The sequence below is a fragment of the Pseudomonas medicaginis genome (assembly GCF_965119365.1).
Classification (GTDB): domain Bacteria; phylum Pseudomonadota; class Gammaproteobacteria; order Pseudomonadales; family Pseudomonadaceae; genus Aquipseudomonas.
On sequence record NZ_OZ221631.1, the window covers coordinates 1978165 to 1995019 of the forward strand.

A 16855-nucleotide genomic window follows, 5' to 3' on the forward strand; every position below is an offset into this window, starting at 1 on the left:
GGGGCTACTTCAGTTCCGGCAGCCGGGCCTGGTTCTTGACTTCGGTCTGCGCAACCGCATCGGCCGGCAGCACGATCCGTTGTTTTTGCAACAACAGGCCCATGTTCGCCAGTACCCGGTACATCGAGTACTCCTCGGTGTAACGCACTTCGGTGTAGCGACGGTTGGCGTTGTACAGCTCGTTCTCGCTGTCGAGCAGGTCGAGCAGGGTGCGCTGGCCGAGGCCGAACTGATCCTGGTACGCGGCGCGCACACGGGCGGTGGTGTCGGCGTATTCCCGGGCGGTGGGGGTCTGTTTGCGGGCGTTGAGCATCGCGTTCCAGGCCAGGCGCGTGTCTTCGTTGAGCTGGCGCAGGGCATTGTTGCGGATGTCCATGGCCTGGTTGATCTGGTGGGCATTGGACGCCAACCGCGCCTTGTCGCTGCCACCGCGGAACAGGTTGTAGTTCATCACCACGCCCACCCGCCAGTTGTTGTCGTGGCCTTCTTCGCCGCCGAGGTTGTTGTTGGCGCCCACTGCCGCTTCGGCATCGAAGCGCGGGTAGAACGGTGACTTCGCCACTTCATATTGGCTCTCGGCGGACTGTATGTCGGCCTGGGCCGATTTCAGGTACGGGTTGTTGTCCACCATGCTTTGCTGGGCTTCGCGCAGGTCGGCGGGGATTTCGCCTTTGGTCGAGGACGGCGCCTCCAGCTCATCGGGCATGCGCCCGACCACGCTGTAGAAGTTCGCCTCGGCGTCGGCCAGGTCCACCTGGGCGGTGTCGTAGTTGTTTTCAGCCAGGGCCCGACGGGCGTTGGACTGGTCGGAGTCGGCGTTGCTGCCCACCCCACGTTCGGTGCGCAGGCCGATCTGGTCGTTGACCCGCATGTGCGCTTGCAGGTTGTTCTTGGCCAGGGTCACCAACTCGCGGCGCTTGAGCACTTCCAGGTAGACCTCGATGGTGCGCAGCGCCAGATCCTGGGCGGTGCCCTGGGCGTAATAGGCCCGGGAATTGACCACGCCTTGGGTGCGCTCCACTTCATTGGCGGTGTTGAACCCGTCGAAGATCATCTGCCGCAGGCGCAGCTCCGATTGGGTGTAGGTCAGGATATTGGTGTGATGGTTGCCCAGCGCCCGGGTGTTGGTGTTGTCGCTGTAGCCACGGCCGTAACCGGCATTGAGATCCACCGACGGGAAAAAGCCCCCCCTGGCGACCTTGACGTCTTCATTGGCCGACAGACGGCTGTCTACCCGTTGTGCCAGTTCAGGGTGGGTCGCGATGGTGCTCTGGATCGCTTCGGTCAACGACATGGCCTGCGCCTGAGAAGAGCAGGCCATGGCCAGCAAAACCGCGCTGCAGAGGGGGGTTAGAACGCGCATGGGGTGCATCTCCTGAGGTCCGTAGTGCTTCGTTGTCGCCAATATATTGACGTATTTAAGATCAAAACCGTTTCAACCTTGTAACAACACAGCTAAGAACATCCTGCGCAAAACCTAAGAAGAATTTCTCATAACGCTTATTCCGAAAAAAACTTATGTGGTTGAAAAAAACCAGCACATTGTTCAGAGCGAAAGCCTTTGAATCTGCGGGTTCCGACGGATTTTAGGCGTCAATAAAGTTCCAGGCAGATTTTTAAGCGATGTGAAGAGAGGCCGAAAGGGCGATGGTTGAAGCAGGTTTTTGTGACGGTTTTTTGTCGTTTTGGCGAATTGCCAGCACCTCCTGCTTCACGAAAGCTGGCAAATTTTCCAGCTTTGCGGATCGCCAATCTGAGGACGGATTCTTCACCCAAACAGGTGCCGACCGGGGTCGGCAACGGAGGAAATGCACATGGCAGCGCTCATCGGTATCGTCAGCAAAGTGGTCGGGCACGTTTTCGCAGAAGCCGCCGGGGGCCTGCGGCGGCCTCTGGTCGAAGGCGATCGGCTCTATGCCGGCGAACACTTGGTCACTGGTGCCGAAGGGGCCGTGGCGGTTCATCTGCAGAACGGCCAGACGCTGACCCTGGGCCGCGAAAGCAACCTGACCCTGACCCCGCAGTTGCTCGCCCATCAGGCGCCGCATGTCGATACGCCCGACGCAACGGCACCGAGTGACGCGCAACTGACCGATGTGCAAAAGCTGCAGCAAGCCATCGCCGCCGGTGCCGACCCGACCCAGACCGGTGAAGCCACCGCCGCTGGCCCCGAGGGGGGTAACCCCGGGGGCGTGGGCGGCGGGCACAGTTTTGTGCTGTTGGAAGAAGTCGGCGGGGAGGTCGATCCGCTGATCGGCTTCCCGACGGCGGGGTTCAACGGGATTCCCGAGTTTCCACAGCTGCGCCTGGCCGGTGATCCGGACAACACGGGTGACGATGCAACCGTGCCGCCGGTGACACCGGACAACCCGGTGACCCTCGACGGGGTCAATGTCGAAGGCGGCGAATTGACCACCAACGAGGCCAATCTGGCCGATGGTTCGGCCAGCAATCCGGGGGCGTTGGTGCAAAATGGCACCTTCACGGTGTCCGCGCCCGACGGGCTGAGCAGCCTGAGCATCGGCGGCATCAATGTGATCAGCGGTGGCGTGCCCGCAGGCTTCCCCCAGGTCATCACGTCGCCGTTGGGCAACACGTTGACCATTACCGGCTATGACCCGGTCACTGGGGTGGTCAGCTACACCTACACCCTGGGGGACAACGAAACCCATCCCGCCGGCAACGGTGCCAACAGCATTACCGAGCAGTTTCCAGTGGTGGCCGTCGACACCGACGGCGACACAGCCACCGGGACCCTGGACGTCAACATCACCGATGACGTGCCACAGGCGGTCGACGACAGCCACGCCAACACGGCGTCGGAAACCCTGGTCACCCTCACCGGCAATGTACTGCCCAACGACCACCAGGGCGCCGATCGGATCCCCATCGGCCCCGACAGCGGGCCGATCATCGGCGGTACGTTCACCGGTACTTATGGCACCCTGGTGCTCAATCCCAACGGCACCTACACCTACACCCTGAACACCAGCGACCCGCAATTCGTCGCGTTGCACGGCGGTGGCAGCGGCACCGAAACCTTCACCTACACCCTGACCGACGCCGACGGCGACACCAGCACCGCCAACCTGGTGCTGCAAGTGCACAACAACGACGACCCGGTGATCATCAACGGTCTGGACACCGAAGGCGGTGAGTTGTCATTGCAGGAGAAAAACCTCAGCGACGGCAGCAGCCCGGACGCGTCGGCCCTGACCCAGAGCGGTACCTTTACCGTCACCGCGCTGGACGGTGTGCAGACCCTGAGCGTGGGCGGTATCAACGTCGTGACGGGCGGCGTGGCGGCGGGCTTCCCGCAGTCGATTACCACCGCACTGGGAAACACGCTGACCATCACCGGCTACAACGCCAGCACCGGCGTGGTGAGCTACAGCTACACCTTGCTGGACAACGAAGCTCACCCCAATGCCAACGGCGCCAACAGCGTCAGCGAGCAATTTGCGGTCGTCGTCACCGATGACAACGGCACCACGGCCAACGGCAACCTGGACGTGAACATCGTCGATGACTTGCCTAAAGCCGTGGATGACAGCAACGCCAGCACGGCTTCGGAAACCCACCTGACCCTGACCGGCAGCGTGCTGACCAACGACACCCAAGGCGCGGATCAAGTCGCGTCCGGCCCGATCACCCCCGGCACCTTCACCGGCACCTACGGCACCCTGGTGCTCAACGCCGACGGCTCCTACACCTACACCCTCAACACCGACGACGCCGACTTCAAAGGTTTGCACGGCGGTGGCAATGGCAGCGAAACCTTCACCTACACCCTGACCGATGCCGACGGCGACACCAGCACCGCGAACCTGGTGTTGCAAGTGCACAACAACGACGACCCGGTGATCATCAACGGTCTGGACACCGAAGGCGGTGAGTTGTCATTGCAGGAGAAAAACCTCAGCGACGGCAGCAGCCCGGACGCGTCGGCCCTGACCCAGAGCGGCACCTTTACCGTCACCGCGCTGGACGGTGTGCAGACCCTGAGTGTGGGCGGCATCAACGTCGTGACGGGCGGTGTGGCGGCTGGTTTCCCACAGTCGATTACCACCGCACTGGGAAACACGCTGACCATCACCGGCTACAACGCCAGCACCGGCGTGGTGAGCTACAGCTACACCTTGCTGGACAACGAAGCTCACCCCAATGCCAACGGCGCCAACAGCGTCAGCGAGCAATTTGCGGTCGTCGTCACCGATGACAACGGCACCACGGCCAACGGCAACCTGGACGTGAACATCGTCGATGACTTGCCTAAAGCCGTGGATGACAGCAACGCCAGCACGGCTTCGGAAACCCACCTGACCCTGACCGGCAGCGTGCTGACCAACGACACCCAAGGCGCGGATCAAGTCGCGTCCGGCCCGATCACCCCCGGCACCTTCACCGGCACCTACGGCACCCTGGTGCTCAACGCCGACGGCTCCTACACCTACACCCTCAACACCGACGACGCCGACTTCAAAGGTTTGCACGGCGGTGGCAATGGCAGCGAAACCTTCACCTACACCCTGACCGATGCCGACGGCGACACCAGCACCGCGAACCTGGTGTTGCAAGTGCACAACAACGACGACCCGGTGATCATCAACGGTCTGGACACCGAAGGCGGTGAGTTGTCATTGCAGGAGAAAAACCTCAGCGACGGCAGCAGCCCGGACGCGTCGGCCCTGACCCAGAGCGGCACCTTTACCGTCACCGCGCTGGACGGTGTGCAGACCCTGAGTGTGGGCGGCATCAACGTCGTGACGGGCGGTGTGGCGGCTGGTTTCCCACAGTCGATTACCACCGCACTGGGAAACACGCTGACCATCACCGGCTACAACGCCAGCACCGGCGTGGTGAGCTACAGCTACACCTTGCTGGACAACGAAGCTCACCCCAATGCCAACGGCGCCAACAGCGTCAGCGAGCAATTTGCGGTCGTCGTCACCGATGACAACGGCACCACGGCCAACGGCAACCTGGACGTGAACATCGTCGATGACTTGCCTAAAGCCGTGGATGACAGCAACGCCAGCACGGCTTCGGAAACCCACCTGACCCTGACCGGCAGCGTGCTGACCAACGACACCCAAGGCGCGGATCAAGTCGCGTCCGGCCCGATCACCCCCGGCACCTTCACCGGCACCTACGGCACCCTGGTGCTCAACGCCGACGGCTCCTACACCTACACCCTCAACGCCGCCGACGCCGACTTCAAAGGCTTGCACGGCGGTGGCAGCGGCACCGAAACCTTCACCTACACCCTGACCGACGCCGATGGCGACACCAGCACCGCCAACCTGGTGCTGCAAGTCCATAACAACGACGACCCGGTGATCATCAACGGTCTGGACACCGAAGGCGGTGAGTTGTCATTGCAGGAGAAAAACCTCAGCGACGGCAGCAGCCCGGACGCGTCGGCCCTGACCCAGAGCGGCACCTTTACCGTCACCGCGCTGGACGGAGTGCAGACCCTGAGTGTGGGCGGCATCAACGTCGTGACGGGTGGTGTGGCCGCCGGTTTCCCACAGTCGATTACCACCGCACTGGGAAACACGCTGACCATCACCGGCTACAACGCCAGCACCGGCGTGGTCAGCTACAGCTACACCTTGCTGGATAACGAAGCCCATCCAAACGGCAATGGCGAAAACAGCGTCAGCGAGCAATTTGCGGTCGTCGTCACCGATGACAACGGCACCACGGCCAACGGCAACCTGGACGTGAACATCGTCGACGACTTGCCTAAAGCCGTGGATGACAGCAACGCCAGCACGGCTTCGGAAACCCACCTGACCCTGACCGGCAGCGTGCTGACCAACGACACCCAAGGCGCGGATCAAGTCGCGTCCGGCCCGATCACCCCCGGCACCTTCACCGGCACCTACGGCACCCTGGTGCTCAACGCCGACGGCTCCTACACCTACACCCTCAACGCCGCCGACGCCGACTTCAAAGGCTTGCACGGCGGTGGCAGCGGCACCGAAACCTTCACCTACACCCTGACCGACGCCGACGGCGACACCAGCACCGCCAACCTGGTGCTGCAAGTGCACAACAACGACGACCCGGTGATCATCAACGGTCTGGACACCGAAGGCGGTGAGTTGTCATTGCAGGAGAAAAACCTCAGCGACGGCAGCAGCCCGGACGCGTCGGCCCTGACCCAGAGCGGTACCTTTACCGTCACCGCGCTGGACGGTGTGCAGACCCTGAGCGTGGGCGGTATCAACGTCGTGACGGGCGGCGTGGCGGCGGGCTTCCCGCAGTCGATTACCACCGCACTGGGCAATACGCTGACCATCACCGGCTTCAACGCTTCTACTGGAGTGGTGAGCTACAGCTACACCTTGCTGGACAACGAAGCCCATCCAAACGCCAACGGCGCCAACAGCCTCAGCGAGCAATTTGCCGTCGTTGTCACCGATGACAATGGCACCACGGCCAATGGCAACCTGGACGTGAACATCGTCGATGACCTGCCGACCGCCCATGCCGACTCTGCCTCGGTGGATGAGGGCGGGACGGTCAGTGGCAACGTCCTGAACAACGACGAAGGCGGTGCCGACGGGCCGGCCGCGAGTGGTGCCGTGATCGGCGTGCGGGCTGGCAACGATACCTCGACCCCGGCGATTGGCGGCTTGAACACCCAGATCAACGGCACCTACGGCTACCTGACCCTGGACGCCAACGGCAACGCCGTCTACCACAGCAACCCGAACACCGTCAGCGCCCCGGGCGCGACCGATGTTTTCACCTACACCGTGCGTGATGCCGACGGTGACGAAAGCACTACCACCATCACCATCGATGTCCACGATATCTGCCTCGTCGCCACACCCGACCACGAAATCAGCGTCTACGAAAAAGCCCTCGACCTGAACCAGGATGGCCAGGACCTGGCCCCCGGCACTGTCACCGGCAGCGCCCCGAGCGCCACCAGTGAGACCGCCAGTGGCAGCCTTGTCGGCTCTATCAGCGGTGCCGTTGGCGCAGTGACCTTCGCGCTGGTGGGCAATGCCAATGGTGCCTACGGTCAACTGTCGATTCAGCCCGACGGCTCCTACACCTACACCCTGACCTCACCGGCCACCACCACGCCTCACGCCAACGATGGCCCGAACGTGTTGAGTGAAAGCTTCACCTACCAGGCCACGGACTCGTTGGGCAACACGGTCACCAGCACCATCGTCATCGACATCGTCGACGACGTACCCAAGGCCCATGCCGATTTGGCCTCGGTGGAGGAAGGCGGCACGGTCAATGGCAATGTGCTGGACAACGATGTGCTTGGCGCGGACGGTGGCATGGTGGTTGGCGTACGCGCCGGCAGCGATACCTCGAATCCTGCCGTCGGTGGCTTGAACACCCAGATCAATGGCACCTACGGCTACTTGACCCTGGACGCCAACGGCAACGCCGTCTACCACAGCAACCCGAACACCGTCGGCGCACCGGGCGCCACCGATGTGTTCACCTACACCGTGCGTGATGCCGACGGCGATGAAAGCACGACGATCATCACCATCGACGTGCACAACAGCTGCCTGGTCGCCGCACCGGATCACGAAATCAGCGTCTACGAAAAAGCCCTCGACCTGAACCAGGATGGCCAGGACCTGGCCCCCGGCACCGTCACCGGTAGCGCCCCGAATGCCACCAGCGAGACCGCGAGCGGTAGCCTTGTCGGCTCGGTGACCGGTGCCGTCGGCGCTGTCACCTTCGCCCTGATCGGCAATGCCACCGGCGCCCACGGGCAGCTGTTGCTCAACCCGGACGGTTCGTACACCTACACCCTGACGTCGCCCGCCACGACAACACCTGCCGCCAATGACGGCCCGAATGTGTTGAGCGAAAGCTTTACATATCAAGCCACGGATTCACTCGGCAACACCGTCACCAGCACTATCGTGATCGAGATTGTCGACGACGTGCCCAAGGCCCATTGTGATAACGCTGCGGTGGTGGAGGGCGGGACGGTCAGCGGCAATGTGCTGGACAACGACGTGCTCGGCGCCGACGGTGGCGTGGTGATCGGTGTTCGTTCCGGCAACGATACCTCGACCCCGGCCAACGGTGGCCTGAACACCCAGATCAACGGCACCTACGGCTACTTGACCCTGGATGCCAATGGCAACGCGGTCTATCACAGTCATCCGGATTCCGTTGGCGCACCGGGTGCCACCGATGTATTCACCTACACCGTGCGCGACGCTGATGGGGATGAAAGCACCACGACCATCACCATCGACGTGCACAACAGTTGCCTGGTCGCTGAAACCGATCATGACGTCACCGTTTACGAAAAAGCCCTGGATCTGAATCAGGACGGCCAGGACCTGGCCCCCGGCACCGTCACCGGTAGCGAGCCGGGCGACACCGGCGAAACCGCCACCGGCACCTTGGCCGGTTCGGTCACCGGTGCGACCGGGGCCGTGACATTCGCCCTGGTGGGCAACGCCACTGGCGCCCACGGCCAGCTGCTGCTCAACCCCGACGGCTCCTACACCTACACGCTGACATCCGCGGCGACAACCTCGCCCCATGCCAACGATGGCCCGAACGTATTGACCGAAAGCTTCACCTATCAGGCCACCGACTCGCTGGGCAACAGCACCACTGGCAACCTGGAGGTGAGCATTGTCGATGATGTGCCCAAGGCTGTCGCGTCCGAGCGTTCGGTCACGGCGGTGGAGATCGATTCCAATCTGCTGATCGTGCTCGACGTGTCCGGCAGCATGGCCGATGCCTCAGGCGTGCCAGGGCTTTCGCGACTGGACCTGGCAAAACAGGCCATCAGTGCCTTGCTCGATAAATACGACGACCTGGGGGATGTGAAAGTCCAACTGGTGACATTCAGCAGCAGCGCCACCGACCAGACTTCGGTGTGGGTGGACGTGGCCACCGCCAAGACGCTCCTCACCAGCCTGTCCGCGGGCGGCGGCACCAACTACGACGCGGCAGTGGCGGCGGCCAAGACTGCGTTTGTCACTTCCGGGCAACTGACCGGAGCGCAGAATATCGGCTACTTCTTCTCCGACGGAAAACCCACCTCGGGCCAGGAAACCGGTGCGGCGGACGAAGCCGCATGGAAAGCCTTCCTCGACGCCAACGGCATCAAGAACTACGCCATTGGCCTGGGCAGCGGTGTCAGTAACGCCCACCTCGACCCGCTGGCCTACGACGGCAGCACCCACACCAACACCAACGCAGTGGTGGTCACCGACCTGAACCAGCTCAACTCGGTGCTTTCCGGCACCGTGCAAGGTGCGCCGGTCACTGGCAACCTGCTGGGCGAGGGGGGCTCGTTCGGCGCCGATGGCGGGTTTATCAAGAGCCTGGTGGTCGATGGCACTACGTACAGCTATGACCCGGCGGCCAACAGTGGCCAAGGTGCGCTGACCGCCAGTGGCGGGGCCAACCATGGCACGTTCAACACTGTGGGCAACACGCTGAGCATCGCCACCGCCCACGACGGTACCCTAGTGGTCAACCTCGACACGGGTGCTTTCAGCTATACGTCGCAGACGGCCACCAGCACCCTGATCACCGAGCACATCGGCTACACCGTCAGCGACCATGACGGTGACCTGGCGAGCTCCAACCTGGTGATCAACGTCGTGCCCAACAGTCCACCGATCGCTGTCGACGACAACATCATCACCAACGTTCTGTCGGGCAACATCGTGATCCCGGGCGAGTTGCTGCTGGGCAATGACAGCGATGCCAACGGCGATCCGCTCACCGCATCGCCCACCGGTTTCAATACCGGTTGGGTCGCCAAGGGCGCGGACTTCACTGGCAGTACCGGCACGGCCAGCTTCACCGGCAGCAACGTGCAGTCGATCAACCTCAGCCGCAGCGCTTTCGTTGCCAACACCGCGAGCATGACGGCGATGCTGGTGGTCAGCGGTGCATTGGGGATGGTGTCCAACAACAACACCAACGACGAAGACCGACTCAACATCAGCCTCAAACAGGGGGAAACCCTCACCCTGGACCACAACCTGTCGGCCGGCCGCATTGCGATGGAGTATTCGCTCAATGGCGGGCCATTCATTGCGATCAATGACGGTGCTTCTTTCACCGCGGCGGCGGATGGCAATTACCAGATCCACGTCATCAACATCGCCAATCCCGGCGGCGGTAATTCCAACACTGCGGAAAACTATCAACTGACCCTGACTGTCGATTATGCCGGGGCGCAGGATAAAACGACGGATTACCACGGCACCTACACCGCCAGCGACAACCACGGCGGCAGTGACAGCGCATCGGTAGGCATCAGCTATCAGGCGGGCCATACCCTGACGGGTACCAGTGGCGACGATGTGCTGTTGGCCGGCGAGGGCGACAACACCCTCAACGCGGGCGACGGCAATGACATCCTCAGTGCCGGTTCGGGCAACAACACCTTGCATGGCGGGGCAGGCGATGACTTGCTCTACAGTGGCGCGGGCAATGACCTGCTCGATGGCGGAACGGGTAACGACACCGCCAGCTACGCCCACGCCACGGCCGCGGTGACGGTGAACCTGGGCCTGCTGGCCGCGCAAAACACTCTCGGTGCAGGCACCGATACCTTGACCGGCATCGAAAACCTAGTCGGCTCGAACTTCAACGACACCCTCACTGGCGATGCCGGCAGTAACCGCATCGATGGCGGGTTGGGCCATGACGTGCTCAATGGCGGTGGCGGCGATGACCTGCTGATCGGTGGTCTGGGCAACAACACCCTGACCGGCGGCAGCGGTGCCGATACCTTCCAGTGGCGGGCAGGTAACAGCGGCCATGACGTGATCACCGACTTCACCCCAGGCGTCGATAAACTCGACCTGTCGCAACTGTTGCAGGGTGAAAATGGCAGCACGGCGTCACTGGATGATTACCTGCACTTCAGCGTGAGTGGCAGCGGTGCTTCGGTCACCACCAGCATCGACGTGAGTGCCCTTGCCGGCGCCACGCCGAACCAGACCATCGACCTGGCGGGTATCAACCTCGCCAGCCACTACGGCGTCACCCCGGGAGCGGGGGGAATCATCGGTGGAGCGGACACGGCGACGATCATCAATGGCATGTTGAACGATCATTCGTTGAAGGTGGACACGGTGTGAGGTGAGTTGTACGGCGGCGTCTGGTTTGGGGCCGTTTCGTTCCCTGGGACGGCCGCCTGTCAGGGGTTGATCACTCATTCCCAGGCTCTGCGTGGGAATGCAGTCAGGGTTGGCTCACGCGCGCTCATCGCGCTCATATCGTGCCGACAATGATGATGAACGTCGCCGTCTTGCCGTTGGAGGTCGCGGTGACCGTCACGAAACCGTATTGGTCGCCGGCGATCAGCTTCGGCGACACGGCGTCACCCTGACTGTTACTCGTCGCGGTTGGTGTCTGGTCGTCCCCGACGAATCGGGTTCCGGTTTCCCTGTCATCGATGATCGTGTAGGTGACCCAGGCGCCCTCTACCGGGTTGCGGTCCTGATTCAACGTGCGTGCCGTGAGGGGGAGGGGGAACTCAGTTCCCTCGGGTGCGATCTGGCCTTGCCCCGTGATCACGGACAGGTGCTCCACATTCTCCGTCGGGTCGCCCTCTTGCGACACCACCCGCAAGTGGAAGGTGGCCGTCCTGCCGCTGGAGAGGGCGGTGACCTGCAATGTACCTGCCCTGGCGTCGGCCACCAGCGTTGGTGACGTCGCATCACCCTCGGCGTTCGTCTGCACGATCGGAGTCTGGTCATCCCCTTCGAACCGTGTCCCTGTCCCGCCATCATCCGTGACCGCGAAGGTGACATCCGCGCCCACGACAGCGGCGTCAAGCGGGTCCTTCGCCCGTGCGGTCAAGGGTTCCGAAAACCGGCTGTCCACGGGGGTGGCCTGAAAATTCCCCGCCTGCGCGCGTAGTGACTGAACCTCGCCTGGCCCGTGCGACATGACATTCAGGGCGAGGTTGTTTGCTCCGCGGATCTGTCCTGTGTCGGACAATAGTCGTATCCGGCCATCGGTGACTTGGCCTAAGGGGGCTGTGTCATCCACGCGCAGCGTCGCCGCTTGTGCTGTGGCCCAGTTTGCTGCGCCTTGCAGTGTGCATGACGCGGCTTTGCCGTTCTCGCCGATCCATTTGGTTCCGCTCTGACAGGACACGTCAGTGATCGCGGTATGTGTGGGAGCGTGGTAATACAGCTGTTCGCCGGGTGTCCCTGCCACCGGGGACTCTCCGTCCACCTGGGTCACTCGCACCGGAACCTGTACGCCAATTGCTCCCGGCTTGGCCACTGGCACAATCGGCTGTTCCACCGGAAAGCTGCCCTCGGGCAACCTGCCACCGAAATACCCCGCGATACGGGGCCAGATGCTACTCATCTGTGCGCCGACGTTGTCCCCCGAACTGAAGCCGTAGTTCAGCGCAATAACCCCATTGGTTCGCGCATCGATCACTGGCGATCCGGAAGACCCTGACTCGGTATCGCAGTTGTAACCTGCGAAATCAGCGAGGCCATTGTTTAGCACTCGGGTCACCCAGCAGGGATGTCCGTCGTCGTGAAGGCGCGAGATCCGCTTCGGTCCAGCCTTGGGGTGCCCGGCAATGTAGACTGGGTCGCCAACCTCCGAGATACGGGTGTCCAGGCCCAGGTAGCCGAAGGCGTCCAATACGCCGCTGTCGACCACCTCTTGATCCAAGGCCAGTAGCGCAAGATCGGTCGCCCCGTCGGAAACCAGGTGCCGTTCGACCGCCACCCGGACCGAAGGCTGCACAGCATTCGAGTCGCAGCTCGGTTCCTCGTAATCAAATTCCACGACCAGTCGGGCCGGATCCGGGTTTTCTCCTACAACATGCGCATTGGTGAGCACAAGGTTTCCGGGCCCTACCCGCCAGGCAGTCCCGTAGCTGCGCCCGGTAAAAATTCTACCTACCGCGCGTGAGCGCTGGTACTTTGCCGGGTCCGACGCCTGTACGCACCGAGCCTTCTCGAGCTGACTCTCCCCGATGATTTCACCTGGAGTGATCGGGGCGGGAAGCGCAGGCTGCACGGCAGCGCCCGTCGACCCTGCGCCCAGTACCCACCCGACAAAGGCCAGCGGCGCCAGGATTCTTTTCGATTGGGTCAGCATGGCGGACGCTCCGGTCGCTTAAGGGACGATGGAGCGATTAATGAGATGGAATCTGTTCGCTGCCTACTGTCAGATCTGACAGGATGAGCGGATGGCTGATGGACGGTAGGGGCTCGCTGGGCGGTGGCGCTACGGTGCGGGACCGGGCCTACGGTTTATGCAAGGTTTTCTGCTTGAGAATGTACACCGTCACCAGCACCGCACTGGTGAGCATGAAACCGCGGGCCCAGGGCAGGGGCACCAGGTAGCAGGAAAAGAGGATGCTCGCCCACATCAGGCCGATGGCGTAGACCTTGCCCTTGAGTGGGATGCCGTTGCCGCTGAGGTAATCACGGATCCATGGACCGAGGCGGGGATGTTCCACCAGCCACTGGTAGAAGCGCGGCGAGCTGCGGGCGAAGCAGGCCGCGGCCAGGAGCAGGAACGGGGTGGTGGGCAGTACGGGAACGAAGATGCCGATGACCCCCAGCACCACGCTCAGCCAGCCGATGGCCAGTAGAGCGTAACGCAGGATCAGCGGGCGGTTGCCGACTGGCGAGGGCACCCGGTCACTCAGTGGTGACGAGGCTTGAGGATCGCCGGTTTCTCGTCCGGGGCGTTGCACAGCAGGTACAGGGCGGTGAGGGCTTCGGGGATCTGGACGATCATGTCGTCCATCAGGTTCGCGTCGGCGGCGATGTCGGAAAACTCCGGTTGCTCGTCGAACAGGCCGGAACCCACCATGATCGGCAGCAGCATTTCGCTGACTTCCTCTTCGGCGGTTTCGAACCAGGCGGCTTCGCGCAGGAACACGCCTTCCATGAAGCCGATGCACCAGCCACGCAGTTCCGAATCATCCGGGTCATCGCCCAGGTCCAGTTCGCACGGCAGTTCGAATTCTTCGTCGGAAGCCAGTTGGCGGGCGATGTGGGCCTTGAGACCGACCAGGGTGGCTTCTATTTCGGCGCGCTGGGCTTCGTCGCTGTAATGCGGCTCTTCGGCGAACAGGGCGTCGATCCACTCACGGTCCGGCACGGGCTCGGAGCAGATGGACAGGGCAGTCAGGTAGCCATGAGCGGCCACGTAGTCCAGCGCTTCCTCGTGCAGTTCATCGGCGTCGAGGAAGACTTGCAGGCGGGTCAGTTGCTCAGCGAAGGACATTACGGGCTACCTTGGGGAATAAACAATGCGGGAATTCTAGGCCTTCTTGCGCCCACAGGCCAGCCGCGTGGCGTATTTGCCTCCTTCTTGATGGTAGACGCAGCCTCTGTGGCGAGGGGAATTACCTGTGGCGAGGGGATTTATCCCCGTTGGGCTGCGGAGCAGCCCCAAAAGAGGCAACTCAACCCACCTGACACACCGGGGCGCATGGTTTCAGGGCTGCTTCGCAGCCCAACGGGGATAAATCCCCTCGCCACATGGAACGATGTCTGGATTCAACCACCTCTTGTCAGCAGCGCCCTTTGCAGCGAAGGCCTCGGGTATACTGCCGCGTTTTGTGATGCCCTGCCGCGTCCCTCCGGTTCGAAACGCGCACTTACGATTTGCAAGTGCAGCGATTGCGATTCTGAACCAGCCTTGCAGGGATGTTTCGGTGATTTTTGGAGTTTCTATGCTCGAACAGGCTCAACGCGTCCTCAAGGACATCTTCGGCTACGACAGTTTCCGTGGCCGCCAGGGTGCCATTATTGAGCGCGTGGCCAGCGGTGGCGATGCCCTGGTGCTCATGCCCACCGGCGGCGGCAAATCCTTGTGCTTCCAGGTGCCGGCGCTGCTGCGCAATGGCCTGGCGGTGGTGGTTTCGCCGCTGATCGCGCTGATGGACGACCAGGTTGCGACCCTCGAGGAACTGGGGGTCGCCGCCGCTTCGCTGAACTCCACCCTCAGTGCCGAGCAACAGCGGGACCTGGCGACACGGATCAAGCGCGGCGAAGTGAAGATGCTCTACCTGGCCCCTGAGCGCCTGGTGCAGCCGCGCATGCTGGCGTTCCTGCAGAGCCTGGAAATCGCCTTGTTCGCCATTGACGAAGCCCACTGCGTGTCCCAATGGGGTCACGATTTCCGCCGTGAATACCTGCAACTGGGGCAACTGGCCGAACTGTTCCCCGACGTGCCGCGCATCGCCCTGACCGCCACTGCCGACAAGCGCACCCGCGAGGAAATCGTCGAGCGCCTGCACTTGCAGAACGCCGAGCGATTCCTGTCCAGCTTCGACCGTCCCAACATTTTCTACCGCATCGTGCCCAAGGAGCAGCCGCGCAAGCAGTTGCTGGCGTTCCTCGCCGAGCGCCGCAGCGATGCCGGCATTGTCTATTGCCTGTCGCGCAAAAAGGTCGATGAGGTGGCGGCGTTCCTCTGTGAACAGGGGTTCCCGGCGTTGCCATACCACGCTGGCCTGCCCAACGACCTGCGGGCCTATCACCAGAAGCGCTTCCTCAACGAGGAAGGCCTGATCATGGTGGCCACCGTGGCGTTCGGCATGGGCATCGACAAGCCCAACGTGCGGTTTGTCGCGCACCTGGACCTGCCCAAGTCCCTCGAGGCGTACTACCAGGAAACCGGGCGCGCCGGCCGTGACGGTTTGCCGGCCGATGCCTGGATGGCCTACGGCCTGCAAGACGTGGTGATGCTCAAGCAGATGCTGCAGAACTCCGAAGGCGATGAGCGCCACAAGCGCCTGGAGCAGCACAAGCTCGACGCCATGCTTTCGCTCTGCGAAGAAACCCGTTGCCGCCGCCAGACCCTGCTGGCCTATTTTGACGAAGACATGCCCCAGCCCTGCGGCCATTGCGACAACTGCGTCGATGGCGTGGAAACCTGGGACGCCACCGAGCCGGCCCGCCAGGCGTTGTCGGCGATTTTCCGCACCGGCCAGCGTTACGGCGTCGGGCACCTGGTGGACGTGTTGCTGGGCAAGGACAACGAGAAGGTGCGCAGCTTCGGCCACCAGCACCTGTCGGTGTTCGGCGTGGGCAAGGCGCGCACCGAGAGTGAGTGGCGCTCGTTGTTCCGGCAACTGGTGGCCCGCGGGCTGGCCGACATCGACCTGGAAGGCTACGGCGGCCTGCGCTTGTCCGAAACCTGCCGGCCCTTGCTCAAGGGCGAGGTCACCCTCGAACTGCGCCGCGACCTCAAACCGGCCACGGCGGTCAAGAGCAGCAAGAGCCAGGCCAGCCAACTGGTCCGTGGCGAAGAGCGCGATCAATGGGAAGCCTTGCGCGCCTTGCGTCGCAAGCTGGCCGAGGAACACGGTGTACCCCCGTACGTCATCTTCCCCGACTCGACACTGCTGGAAATGCTCCGCAGCCAGCCCACCACCCTGGCGGAAATGGCCCGGGTCAGTGGCGTGGGGGCGCGCAAGCTGGAGCGTTATGGCGAGGCTTTCCTCCAGGTACTGGGCGGCGAAGCCGAAGCGCCGAAAGCGGTGGCCGATGTACGCCACGAGCTCATCACGCTGGCCCGGGCCGGCATGACGCCGTTGCAGATCGCCGGGCAATTGCAGTGCTCGGAAAAGAACGTCTACACGATGTTGGCCGAGGCCATCGGTAAACAGCAGTTATCCCTGGAGCAGGCACTGGATCTGCCCGAGGAGCTGATGGGCGAGGTACAGGATGCGTTCCTGGATGGCGAAGGCGAGTTACCGCCAGTGTCTGAAGTCGCCGCGTTGTTTGCCGGGCGGGTACCTGAAGGGGTGTTGTATTGCGTCAGGGCTGCGTTGCAGTCGGAATTTGAAGTCTGATCAGTGAGTTGCGACCTTTAACGATTC

At 62.7% G+C, this 16855-nt stretch carries 6 protein-coding genes; 2 read left to right on the top strand and 4 right to left on the bottom strand.

Going from position 1 to position 16855, the window contains the following annotated elements; translation table 11 throughout:
* Positions 1 to 4: 4 nt before the first annotated feature.
* Complete coding sequence (locus ACMTA2_RS08770; RefSeq protein ID WP_413794541.1) at positions 5 to 1363, bottom strand: TolC family outer membrane protein; 1359 nt, start codon at positions 1361 to 1363, stop codon at positions 5 to 7.
* 451 nt (positions 1364 to 1814) lie between these two features.
* On the opposite strand from ACMTA2_RS08770, the gene ACMTA2_RS08775 reads away from it, so the two are divergent.
* The gene (locus tag ACMTA2_RS08775; protein ID WP_413794542.1) at positions 1815 to 11117 is read left to right on the top strand and encodes a retention module-containing protein; all 9303 of its coding nucleotides are present in this window, start codon (positions 1815 to 1817) and stop codon (positions 11115 to 11117) included.
* 133 nt (positions 11118 to 11250) lie between these two features.
* On the opposite strand, the gene ACMTA2_RS08780 is transcribed toward ACMTA2_RS08775, so the two are convergent.
* The 3 genes from ACMTA2_RS08780 to ACMTA2_RS08790 all read right to left on the bottom strand — a co-directional run bounded on the left by ACMTA2_RS08780 (position 11251) and on the right by ACMTA2_RS08790 (position 14250).
* Positions 11251 to 13110, bottom strand: coding sequence for a trypsin-like serine peptidase (locus ACMTA2_RS08780; RefSeq protein ID WP_413794543.1), 1860 nt, complete (start codon positions 13108 to 13110; stop codon positions 11251 to 11253).
* Positions 13111 to 13258: 148 nt separating this feature from the next.
* Positions 13259 to 13654: a YbaN family protein gene (locus tag ACMTA2_RS08785; RefSeq protein WP_413794544.1), complete on the bottom strand. Its 396-nt coding sequence runs from the start codon at positions 13652 to 13654 to the stop codon at positions 13259 to 13261.
* An 8-nt stretch (positions 13655 to 13662) separates the two neighbouring features.
* Positions 13663 to 14250, bottom strand: coding sequence for a UPF0149 family protein (locus tag ACMTA2_RS08790; protein WP_030141133.1), 588 nt, complete (start codon positions 14248 to 14250; stop codon positions 13663 to 13665).
* A 451-nt stretch (positions 14251 to 14701) separates the two neighbouring features.
* On the opposite strand from ACMTA2_RS08790, the gene recQ reads away from it, so the two are divergent.
* Positions 14702 to 16828 carry a DNA helicase RecQ gene (gene recQ / locus ACMTA2_RS08795; protein ID WP_413794545.1) on the top strand — a complete coding sequence of 709 codons (2127 nt, stop codon included), beginning with the start codon at positions 14702 to 14704 and terminating at the stop codon, positions 16826 to 16828.
* The last annotated feature ends 27 nt before the right edge of the window (positions 16829 to 16855 follow it).

Excerpts from the sequence above, each read along its gene's own strand:
- ACMTA2_RS08780 (WP_413794543.1), bottom strand. The coding sequence starts at position 13,110 with ATGCTGACCCAATCGAAAAGAATCCTGGCGCCGCTGGCCTTTGTCGGG.
- ACMTA2_RS08770 (WP_413794541.1), bottom strand. The coding sequence starts at position 1,363 with ATGCGCGTTCTAACCCCCCTCTGCAGCGCGGTTTTGCTGGCCATGGCC.
- ACMTA2_RS08790 (WP_030141133.1), bottom strand. The coding sequence starts at position 14,250 with ATGTCCTTCGCTGAGCAACTGACCCGCCTGCAAGTCTTCCTCGACGCC.
- ACMTA2_RS08775 (WP_413794542.1), top strand. The coding sequence starts at position 1,815 with ATGGCAGCGCTCATCGGTATCGTCAGCAAAGTGGTCGGGCACGTTTTC.
- recQ (WP_413794545.1), top strand. The coding sequence starts at position 14,702 with ATGCTCGAACAGGCTCAACGCGTCCTCAAGGACATCTTCGGCTACGAC.